Source organism: Pseudomonas sichuanensis, assembly GCF_024749065.1.
GTDB lineage: Bacteria > Pseudomonadota > Gammaproteobacteria > Pseudomonadales > Pseudomonadaceae > Aquipseudomonas > Aquipseudomonas sichuanensis.
In genome coordinates this window covers 4604921-4627060 of record NZ_CP087185.1, presented here as the reverse complement: position 1 = coordinate 4627060, position 22140 = coordinate 4604921, and the positions used below count along the sequence as shown (strand labels likewise).

Genomic DNA, 22140 nt, shown 5'->3' with positions numbered 1-22140 from the left:
GTATGAATATCAGGCCGAGGTGCGCGGCAGGGTGTCGTCCTTGCGCAGGGTGAACACCTCGTAGCCGGTGGCGGTCACCACCAGGGTGTGTTCCCACTGGGCGGAGAGCTTGCGGTCCTTGGTGATGGCGGTCCAGCCGTCGCCCAGTACCTTGGTGTCTGCCTTGCCCTGGTTGATCATCGGCTCGATGGTGAAGGTCATGCCTTCCTTGAGTTCCATGCCGGTGCCAGCGCGCCCGTAGTGCAGGATCTGCGGCTCTTCGTGGAACACCTTGCCGATGCCGTGGCCGCAGAACTCGCGGACCACCGAGAAACCGTTCTTCTCGGCGTGTTTCTGGATCACTTCGCCGATATCGCCCAGGCGGCAGCCCGGCTTGACCAGCTCGATGGCTTTGTACAGGCACTCCTGGGTGACCTGCGACAGGCGCTCGGCCCAGGGGGCGACGGTGCCGACGTGGAACATGCGGCTGGTGTCGCCGTGGTAGCCGTCCTTGATCACGGTGACATCGATGTTGATGGTGTCACCGTCCTTGAGCGGCTTCTCGTTGGGGATGCCGTGGCACACCACATGGTTGATCGAGGTGCAGATCGACTTGGGGAAACCTTTGTAGTTGAGCGGCGCCGGGATCGCCTGCTGGACGTTGACGATGTAGTCATGGCACAGGCGGTCGAGCTCTTCGGTGGTGACACCGGGCTTGACGTGTGCTTCGATCATTTCCAGCACTTCGGCGGCCAGGCGGCCGGCAATGCGCATCTTCTCGATGTCTTCTGCAGTCTTGATGGTAACGGTCATGAACAGGCTCTCTACGGCACCGGGTACGGCGCAAACAAACGGGAAAGGCCTCATTCTACCAGAGGGCGATGTAGAACTGGCAGCAAGCCTCAGGTCTCGAGTTTCAAGCCGCAAGCTGCGAGCTGCAAGAAAAAGCGGGGCGTGTGCCGGCTGCTTTTTCTTGCAGCTTGCGGCTTGAGACTTGAAGCTGCGTTAACGGGTTCCGTTCGTTCGTACTCTGTGGTATAAAATGCGCCGCTTTCGGGGGATGACCTCCGTAAGCTCAAACCCACACACGTGTCGACACGATGACCTGGGTGCCCCGAGTCCACGGATTCGCGGGTTGGTCATTGGGATGCGTGGAGGCCCAACCCGACTTATCAAGGAACTATCATGTCCCAAGTCAACATGCGCGATATGCTGAAGGCCGGTGTGCACTTCGGCCACCAGACCCGTTACTGGAACCCGAAAATGGGCAAGTACATTTTCGGCGCGCGTAACAAGATCCACATCATCAACCTGGAAAAAACCCTGCCGATGTTCAACGACGCTCTGTCGTTCGTCGAGCGCCTGGCCCAGGGCAAGAACAAGATCATGTTCGTCGGCACCAAGCGTTCCGCCGGCAAGATCGTCGCCGAGCAAGCTGCTCGTTGCGGTTCGCCATACGTTGACCACCGCTGGTTGGGCGGCATGCTGACCAACTACAAGACCATTCGTGCTTCGATCAAGCGTCTGCGCGACCTGGAAGTCCAGGCCGAAGATGGCACCTTCGCCAAGCTGACCAAGAAAGAAGCCCTGATGCGTTCGCGCGATCTGGAAAAACTGGACCGCAGCCTGGGTGGTATCAAGGACATGGGCGGTCTGCCTGACGCACTGTTCGTTATCGACGTTGATCACGAGCGCATCGCGATCACCGAAGCCAACAAGCTGGGCATCCCGGTTATCGGCGTTGTCGATACCAACAGCAGCCCAGAAGGCGTTGACTACGTCATTCCAGGTAACGACGACGCCATCCGCGCCATCGAGCTGTACATGACTTCGATGGCTGACGCCGTCATCCGCGGCCGCAACAACGTTGCTGGCGGCACCGAAGTCTACGTTGAAGAAGCGGCTGCACCTGCTGCTGAGTAATTGACGCTTAGCGTCTACTTGGCACGCAAAAAGGGGGCTAGGCCCCCTTTTTGCCACCTTGAAATCCTGCTGTCAGCAACGGCCCCGCATCATGGGCGCGCTGATGCATAAAAGCAGCGGATTTGCAGAATTTAACGCCCGTGAAGAGCGGGTGGAATGGTTGAAAAACTTTCCAAGAGGATTTTGAAATGGCAGCAATTACTGCAGCGCTGGTCAAAGAACTGCGCGAGCGTACCGGCGAAGGCATGATGGATTGCAAGAAGGCCCTGGAAAAGGCCGGTGGCGACATCGAAAAAGCCATCGACGACATGCGTGCTTCGGGCGCCATCAAGGCCGCCAAGAAAGCCGGCAACGTTGCCGCTGAAGGCGCTATCGCGGTCAAGACCGACGGTAAAGCCGCCGTTCTGCTGGAAGTGAACTCGCAGACCGACTTCCTGGCCCTGCAAGACGACTTCAAGAACTTCGTCGCTGAAAGCGTTGAAGAAGCCTTCGCTCAGAAGCTGACCGAAGCTGCTCCGCTGATCGCTTCCCGCGAAGCCGCTCGTGAAGCCCTGGTTGCCAAGTGCGGCGAGAACGTCAACATCCGTCGCCTGGTGCGCGTTGAGGGTGACGTTGTCGGTGCCTACCTGCACGGCAACAAGATCGGTGCTGTCGTTGTCCTGAAAGGCGGCGACGTCGAGCTGGCCAAGAACATCGCCATGCACGTTGCAGCTTCGAACCCAGAGTTCCTGGATGCGTCGGAAATTTCCGCCGAGGCCGTCGAGCGCGAGAAGAACGTCTTCCTGCAACTGAACGCCGACAAGATCGCCGGCAAGCCGGAAAACATCGTTGAAAACATGGTCAACGGCCGTATTTCCAAGTTCAAAGCCGAAGCGTCGCTGAAAGAGCAGGCCTTCGTCATGAACCCGGAAGTCAAAGTCGGCGAGCTGGCCAAGAAAGCCGGTGCTGAAATCGTTTCCTTCACCTACTTCAAAGTAGGCGAAGGCATCGAGAAGCCAGTCGACAACTTCGCTGAAGAAGTTGCCGCTCAGCTGGCTGCTGCCAAGCAGTAAGACAGACTCGTCTGTCGCCCCAAAGAGGCTGCCCGCTCACGCGCGCAGCCTCTTTGTCAAAGCGGCAGCGGTTTACCCAACCGCTGCTCGCTGACGCAGAAGCTGCGTCACGCTGGAGTTACGCGCAGGCTGAAACAGCCCGCCAGAATTTTACAAACGCCGCAGGAGAGATTCGCAATGGCTCAGCAGGGCAGTGGTTATCAGGCTCGCTATAAACGCATTCTACTCAAACTGAGCGGCGAGGCCCTGATGGGCTCGGAAGAGTTCGGGATCGACCCCAAGGTCCTGGATCGCATGGCGCTGGAAGTCGGCCAGCTGGTCGGTATCGGTGTTCAGGTCGGTCTGGTGATCGGTGGTGGCAACCTGTTCCGTGGTGCGGCGCTCAGCGCAGCCGGCATGGATCGTGTCACCGGCGACCACATGGGCATGCTGGCAACCGTGATGAACGCCCTGGCCATGCGCGACGCGCTGGAGCGTGCGAACATCACCGCCATCGTCATGTCTGCCATCTCCATGGTCGGTGTGACCGATCACTATGATCGCCGCAAGGCCATGCGCCACCTGAACGCCAAAGAAGTGGTGATCTTCGCTGCCGGTACCGGCAACCCGTTCTTTACCACCGACTCTGCCGCTTGCCTGCGCGCCATCGAAATCGATGCCGACGTAGTATTGAAAGCAACCAAGGTCGATGGTGTATACACTGCAGATCCATTCAAAGACCCGCATGCCGAGAAGTTCGATCATCTGACCTACGATGAAGTGCTGGATCGCAAGCTGGGGGTAATGGACCTGACGGCAATCTGTCTGTGCCGCGACCACAAGATGCCGCTGCGCGTCTTCAACATGAATAAGCCTGGCGCCCTGCTGAACATCGTGCACGGCGGCGCTGAAGGAACCCTGATCGAGGAAGTTCAGAAATGATCAACGACATCAAGAAAGACGCCCAGGACCGCATGGGCAAGTCCATCGAGGCGCTGGGTCGCCACCTGGCTGCCATCCGCACCGGCCGTGCCCACCCAAGCATCCTGGACAGCGTCAAGGTTCCTGCCTGGGGTAGCGACATGCCGCTGAACCAGGTGGCCGCCATTACCGTCGAAGATGCCCGCACCCTGAAGATCGTCGCCCACGACAAGAACCTCAGCGCAGCCATCGAGAAGGCCATCCTGACCTCCGACCTGGGCCTGAACCCGTCCAGCGCCGGTACCACCATCCGTGTACCGATGCCGGCCCTGACCGAGGAAACCCGCAAGGGTTACACCAAGCAGGCCAGCGGCGTTGCCGAAGATGCCAAGGTTGCCGTGCGCAACGTGCGTCGCGATGCCCTTGCCGACTTGAAGAAGCTGACCAAGGACAAGGAAATCAGCGAAGACGAAGAGCGTCGCGCCGCTGACGAAATCCAGAAGCTGACCGACAAGTTCGTCGCCGAAGTCGACGCCGCGTACAAAGCCAAGGAAAAGGACCTGTTGGCCGTCTAAGGCCGAGGTTTTTTAATGGAAAAGACCAAGCTGGCGGCACTGTCTTCGGTGCCGCGTCACGTCGCGATCATCATGGATGGCAACAATCGCTGGGCGAAGAAGCGCCTGTTGCCCGGCGTTGCCGGGCACAAGGCGGGTGTCGATGCCGTGCGTGCGGTCATCGAAGTCTGCGCCGAGTCCGGGGTTGAAGTACTGACTCTGTTCGCCTTCTCCAGCGAGAACTGGCAGCGCCCGGCCGAAGAGGTCGGGGCGTTGATGGAGTTGTTCTTCTCTGCGTTGCGCCGCGAGGCCAAGCGGCTGAATGACAACAACATCAGCCTGCGCATCATTGGTGACCGTTCGCGCTTCCACCCTGAGCTGCAAGCAGCGATGCGCGAGGCCGAGGCCGCCACTGTCGGCAGCAATCGGTTCATCCTGCAGATTGCCGCCAACTACGGTGGTCAGTGGGATATCGCCCAGGCGGCCCAACGCCTGGCGCGGGAAGTCCAGGCCGGTCATCTGCGCCCGGACGACATCACTCCCGAGCTGCTGCAGACGTGCCTGGCCACTGGTGACCTGCCGCTGCCCGACCTGTGCATCCGCACCGGCGGCGAGCGTCGCATCAGCAACTTCCTGCTGTGGCAGCTGGCCTATGCCGAGCTGTACTTCTCCGACCTGTTCTGGCCGGACTTCAAACACGAGGCCATGCGTAACGCACTGGCCGATTTCGCTTCGCGCCAGCGCCGCTTCGGTAAGACCAGCGAGCAGGTCGAAGCCGGAGCCCGTGCTTAATGCTTAAACAACGCATCATTACTGCGCTGATCCTGTTGCCGGTCGCGCTGGGTGGTTTCTTCCTGCTCAACGGTGGGGATTTCGCCTTGTTCATCGGCTTCGTGGTCACGCTGGGTGCCTGGGAGTGGGCGCGGTTGGCCGGGCTGGTGGCCCAGCCGCTGCGCATTGCCTATGCCGCGGTGGTTGCTGGCGCGCTGATGCTGCTCTATCTCATGCCCGACCTTGCGCCCTGGGTGCTGGGTGCCTCGGTGATCTGGTGGGCGCTGGCCACCTGGCTGGTGCTGACCTACCCGCGCAGCAACGAGTTGTGGACCAGTGCCGCCTGTCGTTTGCTGATCGGCCTGCTGATCCTGTTGCCGGCCTGGCAGGGGTTGGTGCTGCTCAAGCACTGGCCGCAGGGCAATTGGCTGATCCTGGCGGTCATGGTGCTGGTGTGGGCCGCCGACATCGGCGCCTACTTCTCGGGGCGTGCCTTCGGCAAGCGCAAGCTGGCGCCGCAAGTCAGCCCGGGCAAGAGCTGGGAAGGTGTCTACGGTGGGCTGGCAGTCAGCCTGCTGATCAGCCTGGGCGTCGCCCTGTACCGCGACTGGAGTGTTGGCCAGTTGCTGCTGGGCTTGCTGGGCGCAGTGGTGGTGGTCATGTCCTCGGTGGTCGGTGACCTGACCGAGAGCATGTTCAAGCGCCGCGAAGGGATCAAGGACAGCAGCAACCTGCTGCCCGGCCACGGTGGCGTGCTCGACCGTATAGACAGCCTGACCGCGGCCATTCCGATGTTCGCCGTGCTGCTGTGGGCCGCCGAGTGGGGTGTGCTGTGAGTACTGTGCAGCGCATCACTGTACTGGGCGCTACCGGCTCAATCGGCCTGAGTACCCTGGATGTCATTGCCCGACATCCCGAGCGCTACCAGGTATTCGCGCTGACCGGCTACTCCCGGGTCGACGAGTTGCTGGCGCTGTGCGAGCGCCATCGTCCGGCGTTCGCCGTGGTGCCGAGCGCCGAAGCGGCCACTCGTCTGCGTGAGGGCTTGGCTGTTGCCGGCTGCGCCACCGAGGTGCTCGAGGGCGAGGCAGGTTTGTGCCAGGTCGCATCCGCGCCGGAAGTGGATGCGGTGATGGCGGCCATCGTTGGCGCCGCAGGCTTGCGCCCAACCCTGGCGGCGGTCGAGGCGGGCAAGAAGGTACTGCTGGCCAACAAGGAAGCGCTGGTGATGTCCGGCGCGCTGTTCATGGATGCCGTGCGTCGCAGTGGCGCCGTGCTGTTGCCGATCGACAGCGAGCACAATGCGATCTTCCAGTGCATGCCTGGCGACTACGCCCGCGGCCTGAGTGCAGTGGGGGTGCGGCGCATCCTGCTCACCGCCTCGGGCGGCCCGTTCCGCGAAATGCCTGCGGCGGCGCTGGTCGATGTCACGCCTGAACAAGCCTGCGCCCATCCCAACTGGTCCATGGGGCGCAAGATATCGGTCGACTCGGCCAGCATGATGAACAAAGGCCTGGAGCTGATCGAGGCCTGCTGGCTGTTTGATACGGCGCCTGCGACCGTGGAAGTGGTGGTGCACCCGCAAAGCGTGATCCACTCGCTGGTCGACTATATCGATGGCTCGGTGCTCGCCCAACTGGGCAACCCGGACATGCGTACCCCGATCGCCAACGCCCTGGCCTGGCCGGAGCGTATCGACTCGGGGGTTGCGCCACTGGACCTGTTCGCCATCGCCCGTCTGGATTTCCAGGCCCCCGACGAACAGCGCTTCCCTTGCCTGCGCCTGGCGCGTCAGGCTGCCGAGGCGGGCAATAGTGCGCCAGCGGTACTCAATGCCGCCAACGAAGTGGCGGTGGACGCGTTCCTGGCGCGGCGTATCCGCTTCCCGGAGATCGCGGGTATGATCGAGCAGGTGCTCGAACAGGAGCCTGTGGTGCCAGTTGCCACGCTCGATGCGGTGTTCGCCGCCGACCAGCGTGCGCGGGAGCTGTCCCGTGAGTGGCTGAGGCGCCACGGCCGCTGAGCGGCAGCACCGAACGTCTTGCGGAGATAGCACATGACTGCGCTGTACATGATTGTTGGCACTCTGGTGGCATTGGGTGTGCTGGTCACTTTTCACGAATTCGGTCACTTCTGGGTGGCGCGGCGCTGTGGCGTCAAGGTGCTGCGCTTCTCGGTAGGCTTCGGCACGCCGCTGTTGCGTTGGCATGATCGGCAGGGCACCGAGTTCGTGGTGGCAGCCATCCCCCTGGGTGGCTACGTCAAAATGCTCGATGAGCGCGAGGGCGAGGTCCCGCCAGCGCTGATCGAGCAGTCGTTCAACCGCAAGTCGGTACGCCAGCGCATCGCCATCGTTGCCGCCGGCCCCATCGCCAACTTCCTGCTCGCCATCCTGTTCTTCTGGGTCATCGCCATGCTCGGCACCCAGCAGGTGCGCCCGGTCATCGGTGCAGTCGAGTCGGGCAGCCTGGCGGCTGTCGCCGGCTTGAGCGCGGGCCAGGAAATTGTCTCGGTTGACGGTGAGCCGACCAATGGCTGGTCGGCGGTCAACCTGCAACTGGTGCGTCGCCTCGGCGAGAGCGGCACCCTGCGCGTGGGCGTGCTCGATGAGGGCGCAACGGCCCCGCAGCAGCGCGATATCCAGCTGAGCCATTGGCTCAAGGGCGTCGACGAGCCCGACCCGATCCAGTCACTGGGCCTGCGCCCGTGGCGCCCGGCAGTGACGCCGGTGCTGGCCGAGATCGATCCCAAGGGCCCTGCCGCAGCGGCGGGGCTCAAGACCGGCGACAAGCTGTTGGCCCTCGATGGTGTGGCGTTGGCTGACTGGCAGCAGGTGGTCGATGCCGTTCGCGCCCGCCCTGAACAAAAGGTCAATCTGCGCATCGAACGTGACGGCGCGCAGCTGGAGCTGCCGGTAACGCTGGCGCGCAAGGGTGAAGGCCAGGCAGCCGGTGGTTATCTGGGCGCCGGTGTGAAAGGCGCGCAATGGCCGCCGCAGATGCTCCGCGAAGTCAGCTACGGCCCGCTTGAGGCCGTGGGCGAGGGCCTTTCGCGGACCTGGAGCATGAGTGTCCTGACCCTTGAATCGTTGAAGAAAATGCTGTTCGGGGAGCTCTCGGTAAAAAACTTGAGCGGACCGATAACCATTGCTAAAGTGGCGGGCGCTTCAGCCCAGTCGGGCGTTGGGGATTTCCTGAATTTCCTGGCCTACCTGAGCATAAGCCTGGGGGTTCTGAATTTGCTGCCTATTCCAGTACTGGATGGGGGGCATTTGCTGTTCTACCTGATCGAATGGGCGCGCGGTCGTCCGCTCTCGGATCGGGTGCAGGGTTGGGGGGTCCAGATCGGTATCAGTTTGGTCATAGGGGTGATGTTGCTCGCCCTGATCAACGATCTGGGTCGACTATAAAAGCTTCGCTCAATCGCGAAACCTGCTGCCTCATCGCGGCGGGTAGTTTATTGCCAGTTGGAATAAAAGGACTTCATGAAACGTCTGCTGCTAACTGCGGTCCTCTCCGCACTGATGATCGCTGAAGTTCACGCCGAGTCCTTCACCATCTCCGATATTCGTGTCAACGGCCTGCAGCGGGTTTCCGCCGGCAGCGTGTTCGGCGCCCTGCCGCTGAACGTCGGCGATCAGGTCGATGACCGCCGTCTGGTCGACTCCACCCGCTCGCTGTTCAAGACCGGTTTCTTCCAGGACATCCAGCTGAATCGCGACGGCAATGTCCTGATCATCAACGTGGTCGAGCGCCCGTCGGTCGCCAGCATCGAGATCGAAGGCAACAAGGCCATCAGCACCGAAGACCTGATGAAGGGCCTCAAGCAGTCTGGCCTGGCCGAAGGCGAGATCTTCCAGCGCGCGACGCTCGAAGGCGTGCGTAACGAACTGCAGCGCCAGTATGTGGCCCAGGGGCGCTATTCGGCCGAAGTCGACGCCGAAGTCGTGCCGCAGCCGCGCAACCGGGTCGGCCTGAAGATCAAGATCAACGAAGGCACCGTCGCTGCAATCCAGCACATCAACGTGGTCGGCAACACGGTGTTCGACGACGAAACCCTGGGCCAGCTGTTCGAGCTGAAAACCACCAACTGGCTGTCGTTCTTCAAGAACGACGACAAGTACGCCCGCGAGAAGCTGTCCGGTGACCTCGAGCGCCTGCGCTCCTACTACCTGGACCGCGGCTACATCAACATGGACATCGCGTCCACCCAGGTGTCCATCACCCCGGACAAGAAGCACGTCTACATCACCGTCAACATCAATGAAGGCGAGAAGTACACCGTCCGTGACGTGAAGCTCTCCGGCGACCTCAAGGTACCGGAAGACCAGGTCAAGTCGCTGCTGCTGGTACAGCCAGGCCAGGTGTTCTCGCGCAAGGTGATGACCACCACTTCCGACCTCATTACCCGCCGCCTGGGTAACGAGGGCTACACCTTCGCCAACGTCAACGGCGTGCCACAGCCGAACGACCAGGATCACACCGTCGACATCATGTTCGTCGTCGATCCGGGCAAACGCGCCTACGTCAACCGCATCAACTACCGCGGCAACACCAAGACCGAAGACGAAGTGCTGCGTCGTGAAATGCGTCAGATGGAAGGTGGCTGGGCTTCGACCTACCTGATCGATCAGTCCAAGACCCGCCTCGAGCGCCTGGGCTTCTTCAAGGAAGTCAACGTCGAGACCCCGGCAGTGCCAGGCACCGACGACCAGGTCGACGTCAACTACAGCGTAGAAGAGCAGGCCTCCGGCTCGATCACCGCCAGCGTCGGTTTCGCCCAGAGTGCCGGTTTGATCCTCGGTGGTTCGATCAGCCAGACCAACTTCCTGGGTACCGGTAACAAGGTGTCCATCGGCCTGACCCGTTCGGAATACCAGACTCGCTACAACTTCGGCTTCGTTGACCCCTACTTCACTGCCGACGGCGTGAGCCTGGGCTACAACGCCTTCTACCGCAGCACCAACTACGACGACCTCGACGTCGACGTGGCCAGCTATGCGGTCGACAGCCTCGGCGCCGGTGTCAGCCTGGGTTACCCGATCAGCGAAACCTCGCGTCTGACCTACGGCCTGACCGTGCAGCAGGACAAGCTTAAAACCGGCCGTTACACCGTCGACGAGATCTTCGACTTCCTCAAAGAGGAGGGCGACAGCTTCCTGAACTTCAAGGCCTCGGTCGGCTGGTCCGAATCGACCCTCAACAAGGGCGTGCTGGCTACCCGTGGCCACTCGCAGAGCCTGACACTCGAAACTACCGTCCCAGGCAGCGACCTGTCGTTCTACAAGCTCGACTACCGCGGCCAGCTGTTCAAGCCGATCAACAACGACTACACCCTGCGCCTGCACACTGAACTGGGCTATGGTGATGGTTTCGGCGGTACCTCCGGCCTGCCGTTCTATGAAAACTACTACGCGGGTGGTTTCAACTCGGTACGTGGCTTCAAGGACAGCAGCCTCGGTCCGCGCAGTACCCCAAGTACCGGCAAGAACCCAGGCACCATCGCCGACCCGGACCAGGATCCGCTGCCGTTCGGTGGCAACGTGCTGGTGCAGGGCGGTGTAGAGCTGCTGTTCCCGCTGCCGTTCGTCAAGGACCAGCGCTCCCTGCGTACCTCGGTGTTCTGGGATGTGGGTAACGTATTCGACACCAATTGCGGCTCCAAGCCGGATTGCGCCAAGGTCGGTTTCTCCGACATGGCCAGCTCCGTTGGTCTGGGTGTGACCTGGATCACCGCGCTGGGCCCGTTGAGCTTCAGCCTGGCGATGCCAATCAAGAAGCCGGACGACGCCGACACCCAGGTGTTCCAATTCTCTCTGGGCCAGACCTTCTAAGGTCAGCCCTTGCATAACGACAACGGTTTATCCAGGAGTGCATCGTGCGTAAGTTGACCCAACTGGCCCTCGTGGCTGCGGCGCTGGTCGCCACCCCGGCTTTCGCCGAAATGAAGGTTGCCGTGCTGAACTATCAGATGGCCCTGCTCGAGTCCGATGCGGCCAAGAAGTACGCCGTTGACGCCGAGAAGAAATTCGGCCCGCAACTGACCAAGCTCAAGGGCCTGGAAAGCAGCGCCAAAGGCATCCAGGACCGCCTGATCAAAGGCGGGGATAAAATGGCACAGCCTGAGCGTGAGCGTCTGGAACTCGAATTCAAGCAGAAGGCCCGTGACTTCCAGTTCCAGTCCAAGGAGCTGAACGAAGCCAAGGCCGTAGCCGACCGCGACATGCTCAAGCAGCTCAAGCCCAAGCTGGACGGTGCTGTCGAAGAAGTGATCAAGAAGGGTGGCTTTGACCTGGTGCTCGAGCGTGGCGCGGTCATCGATGTCAAACCGCAGTACGACATCACCCGCCAGGTCATCGAGCGCATGAACCAAGCCCGTTGATATGACCGTGACCATGACGCTCGGCCAGCTGGCCGAGGCCCTCGGGGCTGAGCTCAAAGGCCCCGAGGCGCTGCAAATCAGTGGGCTGGCCACCTTGCAGGAGGCCGGGCCCGGGCAACTGAGCTTCCTCGCCAACAAGCAGTACCGCAAGTACCTGGACAATGCCCAGGCAGGTGCGGTGCTGCTCAAGGCCGAGGATGCCGCAGCCTTTGCCGGCAACGCACTGATCGTGCCTGACCCGTACCTTGCCTATGCTCGTATTTCGCACCTGTTCGACCCTAAGCCCAAGGCTGTGGCGGGAATTCATCCCAGCGCCGTGGTAGCCGAGGACGCACAGGTGGATGCCAGCGCCAGCATCGGTCCCTTCGCGGTGATCGAAGCTGGCGTGCGTATTGGCGCGAACGTCACGGTCGGCGCGCACTGCTTCATTGGTGCACGTTGCGTCATCGGTGAAGGTGGCTGGCTTGCGCCGCGCGTCACGCTGTATCACGACGTGACCATCGGCAAGCGTGTGGTCATCCAGTCTGGCGCCGTGATCGGTGGTGAGGGCTTCGGTTTCGCCAACGAGAAGGGCGTGTGGCAGAAGATCGCCCAAATCGGTGGCGTGACGCTGGGCGATGACGTGGAGATCGGCGTGAACACCGCCGTCGACCGCGGTGCGCTGTCGGATACCCTTATCGGCAATGGCGTCAAGCTCGACAACCAGATCCAGATCGCCCACAACGTGCAGGTCGGTGACCACACGGCGATGGCGGCCTGCGTCGGTATTTCCGGCAGCACCAAGATCGGCAAGCATTGCATGATTGCGGGCGGCGTCGGCATGGTCGGGCATATCGAGGTGTGCGACAACGTATTCGTTTCCGGCATGACCATGGTTACCCGTTCGATCACCGAGCCAGGCGGCTATTCTTCTGGCACGGCCATGCAACCACTGGCCGAATGGCGCAAGAGTGCCGCGCGAATTCGCCAGTTGGATGAGACGGCCAAGCGCCTGCAGCAGCTGGAAAAACGTGTCGATACAGTGACCTCAGGTGGCCAGCCGACATCAGAAGGCTAATACCGCCTTCTGAGCAAGCGTGCACAATCGCTAGCTGGCTCCTCTTTGGATCTGCAAAAGGAGCGTGTGGTCAGCACCTGCGCTCCCTATTCTTATTACAGGCTTCCCCCCGAAATGATGGACATCAACGAGATTCGCGAATACCTGCCTCACCGTTACCCGTTCCTGCTGGTGGACCGGGTGACGGATCTGGATTTCGAGGCCCAGAGCATTCGTGCCTACAAGAATGTCAGCATCAACGAGCCGTTCTTCAACGGCCATTTCCCGGCGCACCCGATCATGCCGGGCGTGCTGATCATCGAGGCGATGGCCCAGGCGGCCGGAATTCTCGGTTTCAAGATGCTCGATGCCAAACCGGCTGATGGCACCCTGTACTACTTCGTCGGTTCCGACAAGCTGCGTTTCCGCCAGCCTGTGCTGCCGGGCGATCAGCTGGTGCTGGAAGCCAAATTCATCAGCCGCAAGCGCATGATCTGGAAGTTCGAATGCCGTGCACTGGTTGATGGCAAGGCCGTCTGCTCGGCAGAAATCACTTGCGCGGAACAGTCCCTATGAATTCGATTGATCCTCGGGCGATCATCGACCCTTCGGCCAAGCTGGCCGAAGGCGTCGAGGTCGGCCCTTGGTCGATCGTAGGCCCTGATGTGGAAATCGGCGAGGGTACCGTTATCGGCCCTCATGTGGTGCTCAAGGGCCCGACCCGCATTGGCAAACACAACCGTATCTACCAGTTCAGTTCCATCGGTGAAGACACCCCGGACCTGAAGTACAAGGGTGAACTCACCCGCCTGGTGATCGGCGATCACAATGTGATTCGCGAGGGTGTCACCATCCATCGCGGTACCGTGCAGGACCGTTCGGAGACCACCCTGGGCGACCACAACCTGATCATGGCCTACGCGCACATCGGCCACGACAGCGTGATCGGCAACCACTGCATCCTGGTCAACAACACAGCGCTGGCTGGCCATGTGCATGTGGGTGACTGGGCGATCCTGTCCGGCTATACGCTGGTGCACCAGTATTGCCATATCGGTGCCCACGCCTTCTCCGGCATGGGGACGGCGATCGGCAAGGATGTCCCGGCTTTCGTCACGGTATTCGGCAGCCCGGCCGAAGCACGCAGCATGAACTTCGAAGGCTTGCGCCGTCGCGGTTTCAGCGACGAAGTGCTGCATGCCCTGCGCCGTGCCTACAAGGTGGTCTATCGCCAGGGGCTGACCGTCGAGGAAGCACTGAAGGAACTCGAGGAATTGGCCAGCCAGTTCCCTGAAGTCGAAGTGTTCCGCAAATCGATCGTCGATTCCGCCCGCGGCATCACCCGCTGATATGGCCCAACTCTGTGTTGCGTTGGTCGCGGGTGAGGCCAGCGGCGATATCCTAGGCTCCGGCCTGATGCGCGCCATCAAGGCCCGCCATCCCGATGTGCGTTTCATCGGCGTGGGCGGGCCCTTGATGGAAGCCGAAGGCATGACCTCCTACTTCCCCATGGAGCGCCTGGCGGTGATGGGCCTGGTGGAAGTGCTGGGGCGCCTGCGTGAGCTGCTCAAACGGCGCAAGCTGCTGATCCAGACGCTGATCGACGAAAAGCCGGACGTTTTCATCGGCATCGACGCGCCGGACTTCACCCTCAACATCGAACTCAAGTTGCGTCAGGCCGGGATCAAGACCGTGCACTACGTCAGCCCCTCGGTATGGGCGTGGCGGCAGAAGCGCGTGTTGAAGATTCGCGAAGGCTGCGACCTGATGCTGACCCTGCTGCCGTTCGAGGCGCGCTTCTATGAAGAGCAGGGCGTGCCGGTGCGTTTCGTCGGTCACCCGTTGGCTGACACCATACCGCTAGAGGCTGATCGCAGCGGAGCCCGCAGCGAACTCGGGCTAGCCGCCGGGCCAGTGGTGGCACTGATGCCAGGTAGCCGAGGCGGCGAAGTAGGGCGCCTGGGCGCACTGTTCCTGGACGCTGCCCAGCGTCTGGTCGAGCTGGTGCCGGGCGTACGCTTTGTGCTGCCCTGCGCGAATGCCGCGCGGCGTGCCCAGCTCGAGCAGATGCTCGCAGGGCGCGAGCTGCCGTTGACCCTGCTGGACGGCCAGTCGCACACAGCCCTGGCGGCGTGCGATGCGGTGCTGATCGCCTCCGGTACCGCCACGCTGGAGGCGATGCTGTACAAGCGGCCGATGGTGGTGGCCTATCGCCTGGCGCCGCTGACGTACTGGATCCTCAAACGCATGGTCAAGAGCCCCTACGTGTCGCTGCCCAACCTGCTGGCCCAGCGCCTGCTGGTGCCCGAGCTGCTGCAGGATGCCGCCACCAGCGAAGCCCTGGCCCAGACCCTGGCACCACTGGTCAAGGATGGCTCGCAGCAGACCGAAAGTTTCGACCAGATCCACCGTACCCTGCGCCGTGATGCCTCCAATCAGGCGGCTGACGCGGTGCTTGCCCTGTTGAAGGATCACTGACATGCAGATGGGACTGGATTTCAACCTGGTCGAGGACCTGGTCGCCGGTGTCGATGAGGTCGGCCGCGGCCCGCTGTGCGGCGCGGTCGTTACTGCGGCGGTGATTCTCGATCCTCAGCGCCCGATCCTTGGCCTGAACGACTCGAAGAAGCTCACCGAAGCCAAGCGCGAGGCGTTGTTCGACGAGATCTGCGAGAAAGCCCTGAGCTTCTGCATCGCCCGCGCCGAGGTCGAGGAAATCGACCGCCTGAACATCCTGCAAGCCACCATGCTGGCCATGCAGCGCGCGGTCGAGGGGTTGCACGTCACGCCCAAACTGGCGCTGATCGACGGCAACCGCTGCCCGAAACTGTCGGTGCCGGCGGCGCCGGTGGTCAAGGGGGATTCCCAGGTGCCGGCCATTGCCGCCGCGTCGATCCTGGCCAAGGTCACCCGTGACCGTGAGATGAGCGCGTTCGAGCTGATCTACCCGGGCTACGGGATCGGCGGGCACAAGGGCTACCCGACGCCGGTGCACCTGGAGGCGCTGGCTCGGCTTGGGCCTACGCCGATTCATCGGCGCTCGTTCGCGCCGGTGCGAGCGGCCTGGGAGGCCCGTGAGGGGCTGTCCACTTCCTTGATCTGATCCATTGGGGCCGCTTCGCGCCCCTTTCGCCGGCAAGCCGGCTCCCACAGGCCGGTGCAGACTTCAAGAGCTGCACTGTAACTGTGGGAGCCGGCTTGCCGGCGAAAGGGCTGCGAAGCGGCCCCATACATTCCGCCCGTTTACGCTACAATCCCGCCCTTGTCGTTCAGCGCTGCTACAGGACTTTCCATGTCGGTCTCCTTCATTCACCTTCGCGTGCATTCCGAATTCTCCCTGGTCGACGGCCTGGTGCGGATCAAGCCGCTGGCCAAGGCCTTGGCCGGGATGAACATGCCGGCGGTGGCGATCACCGACCAGAGCAACATGTGCTCGCTGGTGAAGTTCTACAAGACCGCCATGGGCGCCGGTATCAAGCCCATCTGCGGCGCAGACCTGTGGCTGGCGGGCAGCGATCCCGAGGCGCCACTGTCGCGGATCTGTTTCCTGGCTATGAACCCCCAGGGCTACCGCAACCTCACCGAGCTGATCTCCAGGGGTTGGACCGACGGCCAGCGCAATGGCCTGGTGATCATCCAGCGCGAATGGATCGCCCCGGCCAGCGAGGGCCTGATCGCCCTGTCCGCTGGCAAGGAAGGCGATATCGGCGCGGCGTTGATGGCGGGCCGCGAGCATGAGGCCGAGGCCTTGCTCGGCGACTGGATGGGCATGTTCCCGGAGCGCTTCTACGTCGAGGTGCAGCGTACCAACCGTGCCGGTGACGAAGAGTATGTGCACGCCGCCGTGGCCCTGGCCGACAAGCTCGGCGCGCCGCTGGTGGCGACCAACGACGTGCGCTTCATCAAGCAGTCGGACTTCGACGCCCACGAAACCCGGGTCTGCATCGGCGAAGGCTGGACCCTCGACGATCCCCGTCGGCCACGTGGCTACAGCGACCAGCAGTACCTCAAGTCCGCCGAAGAGATGGCCGAGCTGTTCAGCGACCTGCCTGACGCCATCGCCAACACCGTGGAGATCGCCAAACGCTGCAACATCACCGTGCAGCTGGGCAAGTACTTCCTGCCCGACTTCCCCACGCCCAACGGCATGGGCATCGACGACTACCTGCGCCATGTCTCCCACGAAGGCCTGGAAGAGCGCCTGGCGGTACTTTGGCCGAAGGAGACCACGCCCAACTACGAAGAGAAGCGCCAGGTCTACCTGGACCGTCTGAAGTTCGAACTGGACATCATCATCCAGATGGGCTTCCCCGGTTACTTCCTGATCGTTATGGACTTCATCAAGTGGGCCAAGAACAACGACGTGCCGGTCGGCCCGGGCCGGGGCTCGGGTGCCGGCTCGCTGGTGGCCTATGTACTGAAGATCACCGACCTCGACCCGCTGGCCTACGACCTGCTGTTCGAGCGTTTCCTCAACCCTGAACGTATTTCCATGCCCGACTTCGACGTCGACTTCTGCATGGATGGCCGCGACCGGGTGATCGACTACGTGGCCGAGGCCTATGGCCGCAATGCGGTCAGCCAGATCATCACTTTCGGCACCATGGCCGCCAAGGCGGTGGTGCGTGACGTGGCGCGGGTGCAGGGCAAGTCGTACGGTTTGGCCGACCGGCTGTCGAAGATGATCCCGTTCGAAGTGGGCATGACCCTGGAGAAGGCCTACGAGCAGGAAGAAATCCTGCGCGACTTCCTCAAGAGCGACGAGGATGGCCGCGAGATCTGGGACATGGCCCTCAAGCTCGAGGGTGTCACCCGCGGTACCGGCAAGCACGCCGGTGGTGTGGTGATCGCGCCCACCAAGCTCACCGACTTCTCGCCGATCGCCTGTGACGAAGAGGGCGGCGGCCTGGTGACCCAGTTCGACAAGGACGACGTCGAGGCCGCGGGCCTGGTGAAGTTCGACTTCCTCGGCCTGCGCACGCTGACCATCATCAAATGGGCGATGGAGATCATCAATCGCGAGCAGAAAAAGAACAATCTGCCCGACGTGAACATCGACTTCATCCCGCTGGATGACCGCAAGACCTACGAGCTGCTGCAGAAGGCCGAGACCACTGCAGTGTTCCAGCTTGAATCGCGCGGCATGAAAGAGCTGATCAAGAAGCTCAAGCCCGACTGCCTGGAAGACTTGATCGCACTGGTGGCGTTGTTCCGTCCCGGCCCGCTGCAGTCGGGCATGGTGGACGACTTCATCAACCGCAAGCACGGCCGCGCCGAGCTGGCCTACCCGCACGCCGACTACCAGTACGAAGGCCTCAAGCCGGTACTGGCGCCCACCTACGGCATCATCCTGTACCAGGAACAGGTGATGCAGATTGCCCAGGTGATGGCCGGCTACACCCTCGGTGGCGCCGACATGCTGCGCCGGGCGATGGGTAAGAAAAAGCCCGAGGAGATGGCCAAGCAGCGCGGTGGTTTCATCGAGGGTTGCGTTGGCAACAACATCGATGCGGACCTGGCCGGTAACATCTTCGATCTGGTAGAAAAATTCGCCGGTTACGGCTTCAACAAGTCCCACTCCGCAGCCTATGGCCTGGTTTCCTACCAGACTGCCTGGCTGAAGACCCACTACCCGGCGCCGTTCATGGCCGCGGTACTGTCGGCGGACATGCACAACACCGACAAGGTGGTGGTGCTGGTCGAGGAAGTGCGCAGCATGAAGCTGCGGCTCGATGCGCCGGACGTGAACTTCTCCGACTTCAAGTTCGCCGTCAACGACCATGGCCGCATCGTCTATGGCCTGGGGGCGATCAAGGGCGTGGGTGAGGGGCCGGTGGAGGCGATTGTCGAGGCGCGGGCGCAAGGTGGCCCGTTCAAGGACCTGTTCGACTTCTGTGAACGCATCGACCTCAAAAGGGTCAACAAGCGTACCCTCGACGCGCTGATCCGCAGCGGTGCGCTGGACCGCCTGGGCCCGCACTTCCATGACGAGATCAAGGCCTACCAGGCCAACATCGACATCAATCGCGCCACCTTGCTGTCGGCGCTGGGCGAGGCCGTCAAGGCTGCCGAGCAGGCGGCGCATACCGCCGACAGTGGTCACGTCGACCTGTTCGGCAGCATGTTCGACGAGGCGGATGTCGACGTCTACGCCAACCACCGCAAGGTGCGCGAACTGACGCTCAAGGAGCGCCTCAAGGGCGAAAAGGACACCCTCGGGCTGTATCTCACCGGCCACCCGATCGACGAGTACGAGGCCGAGATCCGCCGCTTCGCCCGCCAGCGCATCATCGACCTCAAGCCGGCGCGTGACACCCAGACCATTGCTGGAATGATCATTGCCCTGCGGGTGATGAAGAACAAGAAGGGCGACAAGATGGGCTTCGTGACCCTGGACGACCGCTCCGGGCGTATCGAAGCCTCGTTGTTCGCCGACGCCTTCATGGCCGCGCAAGCGTTGCTGCAGACCGACGCCATGGTGGTGGTGGAAGGGGAGGTCAGCAACGATGACTTCTCCGGCGGCCTGCGCCTGCGGGTCAAGACGGTGATGACCATGGAGGATGCACGCACCAAACTGGCCGAGAGCCTGCGCCTGAAAGTCGCCCATGAGGCGCTCAAGGGCGATCGGCTGAAGTGGCTGGGCGAGCTGATCACCCGTCATCGCGGGGGCTGCCCGATCACCCTGGAGTACACCGGCAGCGACGCCAAGGCCATGCTGCAGTTCGGCGACCAGTGGTGCATCGACCCGGCCGATGGGTTGATTCAGGCACTGCGTGACCAGTTCGGGCGTGAGAACGTCTTCCTGCAATATCGTTGAATCGACAAAAAATTTAATCTCGACCTGAATGCGCCTGATCCCTTAAGGTAGGGCGCCAAACGGATCAACCGGCCGGCCGCCTGGCCGTAGACCCAAGACGGATGACTATGAACCCGAATTTTCTCGATTTCGAACAGCCGATTGCCGACCTGCAAGCCAAGATCGAAGGCCTGCGCCTGGTAGGCAACGACAACTCGCTGAACATCAGCGATGAAATTGCCCGTCTGCAAGACAAGAGCAACACACTGACCGAGAGCATCTTCGGCAACCTGACCAGCTGGCAGATCGCTCGCCTGGCCCGTCACCCGCGCCGTCCGTATACCCTCGACTACATCGATCACATCTTCACCGAGTTCGAAGAGCTGCATGGCGACCGTCATTTCGCCGACGACGCCGCCATCGTCGGTGGTACCGCGCGCCTGAACGACAAGCCGGTGATGGTCATCGGTCATCAGAAAGGCCGCGAAGTGCGCGAGAAGGTTCGCCGCAACTTCGGCATGCCGCGCCCGGAGGGCTACCGCAAGGCCTGCCGTCTGATGGAGATGGCCGAGCGCTTCAAGATGCCGATCCTGACCTTCATCGACACCCCCGGCGCCTACCCAGGCATCGACGCCGAAGAGCGCAACCAGAGCGAAGCCATCGCCTGGAACCTGCGGGTGATGGCGCGCCTGAAGACTCCGATCATCGCCACCGTGATCGGTGAAGGTGGTTCCGGCGGTGCACTGGCCATTGGCGTGTGCGACCAGCTGAACATGCTGCAGTACTCGACCTACTCGGTGATCTCGCCGGAAGGTTGCGCCTCGATCCTGTGGAAGACCGCCGACCGTGCCGCCGACGCTGCCGAGGCCATGGGCGTGACCGCCGATCGCCTGAAGAGCCTGAACATCGTCGACAAGGTCATCCAGGAACCGCTGGGCGGCGCCCACCGTGACCCGGCCAAGGTCTCTGCAAGCATCCGTGCCGACCTGATCGAACAGCTGGACATGCTCGGCAAGCTCGACAACGATGCGCTGCTCAAGCGCCGTTACGATCGCCTGATGAGCTACGGTCTCTAATACGCCGCAGCAGCAATCGCGGGGCAAGCCCGCTCCCACGGGATCGCGCAATGTCTGAAGCAAGCGCCGTTCCCGTGGGAGCGGGCTTGCCCCGCGATGCTTTCGCAAGTGAGGCCCCGATGCTCAACCTCACCCCTTGGCTAAGCGCCCCCGGCTGGTACATCGCCTTCTCCGGTGGCCTCGACTCCACCGTCCTCCTGCACCTGCTGGCCGACTACGCCCGCAACCACCCCGCGCCGCCGCTGCGTGCCGTCCATGTGCATCATGGTCTGCAAGCTGCCGCCGATGCATGGCCCGCCCACTGCAGAACCGTCTGTGATGCCCTGGGCATTGAACTCGACGTCATTCACGTTCAGGTAGCCCTGGGTGCCAGCCTTGAGCAGGCTGCCCGCGATGCCCGTTACACAGCCTTCGAAAAGCTGCTCGCCCCAGGCGCCGTGCTGTTCACCGGCCAGCACCGTGACGATCAGGCCGAAACCTTGCTGTTCCGTCTGCTGCGCGGCGCCGGGTTGCGGGGCCTGTCGGCCATGCCCGAGGTGCGGCCGCTGGGGCAGGGCGGGCTGGTTCGCCCGATGCTCAAACTGTCGCGCGCGCAATTGCAGGCCTATGCCCGGAGCAAGGGGCTGGTGTGGGTCGATGATCCCACCAATACCGACACCACCTTCGCCCGCAACTACCTGCGTAGCGAGGTGTTGCCGCTGCTGAGGCAGCGCTGGCCCCAGGCCGAAGCGAGCCTGGCGCGCAGCGCCGAGCACCTGGGGGAGGCATTGGGCCTGCTCGATGAACTGGCCACAGACGACCTGGCGACGGCCTGCGGCAATGCGCCGCTGCCCTGGCTCGGGCTGGACTCCCTCGACCTTGCCACCATCGCGGCATTGTCGCCAGCGCGCCAGCGCAATGCCCTGCAATACTGGCTTGGCCGCCGCACCCGGTTGCCCGACAGCCGCCACTGGGCGGGCTGGAACGACCTGCGCGACGCAGCAGCCGACGCCCGGCCGGTGTGGTGCCTGACCGACGGCGAGTTGCAGCGCAGCCATGGACGCATCTGGTGGTTGAGTGGCGAGTGGCAGCGCGCGCCATCCGGGGCGCTGGCCTGGCAGGACCCGACCCGGCCGCTGGCATTGCCGGGCAACGGTCATGTGCGGTTGGCTGCGCAATCAGTCGCTGCGGGCCTGCGCATCGTCTATCGCCAGGGTGGCGAAGTGCTGGACCTTCCTGGTCGTGGCCGGCGCGACCTCAAGCGTCTGCTCAACGAGTTGCAGATCCCGCATTTCGTGCGCCCGCGTCTGCCGTTGCTGTATCAGGGCGAGCAGTTGCTGGCGGTGGCCAACCTGCCCGAGCTGGGGGCGGCAAATTGCCAGTTGCACTGGCAGCCGCCGACCAGCGTGCAAGGTTTGAGCTGAAGGGTACATTCCGGTAGACTACCCTCCCTTCTTGATACAACTTCTGTGGGTTCCTCGAAAACACAGGGGTTGCCGATTACCAAGCAGTTTTTTGCTGGGCTGATTCTTAAAATGACGAGCGAGCTCCATGCCGGGGATACCCCTGGTCTGTACAGACGCGGCAGTTGTTCGAGATGCACTGTGATTGACGCAGGTGATCGGGGGCTTCGGCCTTCCTTCGCTTTCTCCGGCGGCGCATGCCGCCTTAACGCAGACTTCTAGGGTTTTTC

At 62.4% G+C, this 22140-nt stretch carries 19 protein-coding genes; 18 read left to right on the top strand and 1 reads right to left on the bottom strand.

The genetic code is table 11. The features are described from left to right. Positions 1-9: 9 nt before the first annotated feature. Complete coding sequence (gene map / locus LOY51_RS20970; RefSeq protein WP_110992424.1) at positions 10-792, bottom strand: type I methionyl aminopeptidase; 783 nt, start codon at positions 790-792, stop codon at positions 10-12. 372 nt (positions 793-1164) lie between these two features. On the opposite strand from map, the gene rpsB reads away from it, so the two are divergent. From rpsB to tilS, 18 genes are all read left to right on the top strand, one after another. Further along, the gene (rpsB, locus tag LOY51_RS20965; protein WP_110992423.1) at positions 1165-1902 is read left to right on the top strand and encodes a 30S ribosomal protein S2; all 738 of its coding nucleotides are present in this window, start codon (positions 1165-1167) and stop codon (positions 1900-1902) included. Between the two features lie 188 nt (positions 1903-2090). After that, positions 2091-2954, top strand: coding sequence for a translation elongation factor Ts (gene tsf / locus LOY51_RS20960; RefSeq protein ID WP_125465216.1), 864 nt, complete (start codon positions 2091-2093; stop codon positions 2952-2954). Positions 2955-3131: 177 nt separating this feature from the next. After that, positions 3132-3875 (top strand): UMP kinase, encoded by a 744-nt coding sequence (pyrH, locus tag LOY51_RS20955; protein WP_016392310.1) that lies wholly within the window; start codon positions 3132-3134, stop codon positions 3873-3875. After that, entirely contained in the window at positions 3872-4429 is a 558-nt protein-coding gene (gene frr, locus LOY51_RS20950; protein WP_110992421.1) for a ribosome recycling factor, read from the top strand. The genes pyrH and frr overlap by 4 nt, the downstream gene beginning before the upstream one ends. 15 nt (positions 4430-4444) lie before the next feature. Next, the gene (gene uppS, locus LOY51_RS20945; RefSeq protein WP_125859902.1) at positions 4445-5200 is read left to right on the top strand and encodes a polyprenyl diphosphate synthase; all 756 of its coding nucleotides are present in this window, start codon (positions 4445-4447) and stop codon (positions 5198-5200) included. Beyond that, positions 5200-6015 (top strand): phosphatidate cytidylyltransferase, encoded by an 816-nt coding sequence (locus LOY51_RS20940; RefSeq protein WP_125465213.1) that lies wholly within the window; start codon positions 5200-5202, stop codon positions 6013-6015. Before uppS ends, LOY51_RS20940 begins: the two co-directional genes overlap by 1 nt. After that, positions 6012-7202: a 1-deoxy-D-xylulose-5-phosphate reductoisomerase gene (gene ispC / locus LOY51_RS20935; protein ID WP_125859900.1), complete on the top strand. Its 1191-nt coding sequence runs from the start codon at positions 6012-6014 to the stop codon at positions 7200-7202. The genes LOY51_RS20940 and ispC overlap by 4 nt, the downstream gene beginning before the upstream one ends. A 33-nt stretch (positions 7203-7235) precedes the next feature. Then, positions 7236-8588 (top strand): sigma E protease regulator RseP, encoded by a 1353-nt coding sequence (rseP, locus tag LOY51_RS20930; RefSeq protein WP_125465211.1) that lies wholly within the window; start codon positions 7236-7238, stop codon positions 8586-8588. Positions 8589-8663: 75 nt separating this feature from the next. Then, positions 8664-11012, top strand: coding sequence for an outer membrane protein assembly factor BamA (gene bamA, locus LOY51_RS20925; protein ID WP_125859898.1), 2349 nt, complete (start codon positions 8664-8666; stop codon positions 11010-11012). Positions 11013-11056: 44 nt separating this feature from the next. Then, a complete protein-coding gene (locus LOY51_RS20920) occupies positions 11057-11560 on the top strand; it encodes an OmpH/Skp family outer membrane protein (protein WP_110992415.1) in 504 nt (167 codons plus the stop codon). A gap of 1 nt (position 11561) precedes the next feature. Beyond that, positions 11562-12617, top strand: coding sequence for a UDP-3-O-(3-hydroxymyristoyl)glucosamine N-acyltransferase (lpxD, locus tag LOY51_RS20915; RefSeq protein ID WP_125465209.1), 1056 nt, complete (start codon positions 11562-11564; stop codon positions 12615-12617). Between the two features lie 114 nt (positions 12618-12731). Next, the gene (fabZ, locus tag LOY51_RS20910; RefSeq protein ID WP_125465208.1) at positions 12732-13172 is read left to right on the top strand and encodes a 3-hydroxyacyl-ACP dehydratase FabZ; all 441 of its coding nucleotides are present in this window, start codon (positions 12732-12734) and stop codon (positions 13170-13172) included. Further along, entirely contained in the window at positions 13169-13945 is a 777-nt protein-coding gene (gene lpxA / locus LOY51_RS20905; protein ID WP_125465207.1) for an acyl-ACP--UDP-N-acetylglucosamine O-acyltransferase, read from the top strand. The genes fabZ and lpxA overlap by 4 nt, the downstream gene beginning before the upstream one ends. Before the next feature lies 1 nt (position 13946). Then, positions 13947-15074 (top strand): lipid-A-disaccharide synthase, encoded by a 1128-nt coding sequence (gene lpxB / locus LOY51_RS20900; protein WP_125859896.1) that lies wholly within the window; start codon positions 13947-13949, stop codon positions 15072-15074. Between the two features lies 1 nt (position 15075). Further along, complete coding sequence (rnhB, locus tag LOY51_RS20895; protein WP_125465205.1) at positions 15076-15699, top strand: ribonuclease HII; 624 nt, start codon at positions 15076-15078, stop codon at positions 15697-15699. 189 nt (positions 15700-15888) lie between these two features. Further along, the gene (dnaE, locus tag LOY51_RS20890) at positions 15889-19413 is read left to right on the top strand and encodes a DNA polymerase III subunit alpha (RefSeq protein WP_125859894.1); all 3525 of its coding nucleotides are present in this window, start codon (positions 15889-15891) and stop codon (positions 19411-19413) included. A 107-nt stretch (positions 19414-19520) separates the two neighbouring features. Beyond that, positions 19521-20468, top strand: coding sequence for an acetyl-CoA carboxylase carboxyltransferase subunit alpha (locus LOY51_RS20885; RefSeq protein ID WP_110992408.1), 948 nt, complete (start codon positions 19521-19523; stop codon positions 20466-20468). 119 nt (positions 20469-20587) lie between these two features. Next, complete coding sequence (gene tilS, locus LOY51_RS20880; RefSeq protein ID WP_258642883.1) at positions 20588-21871, top strand: tRNA lysidine(34) synthetase TilS; 1284 nt, start codon at positions 20588-20590, stop codon at positions 21869-21871. Positions 21872-22140 lie beyond the last annotated feature (269 nt).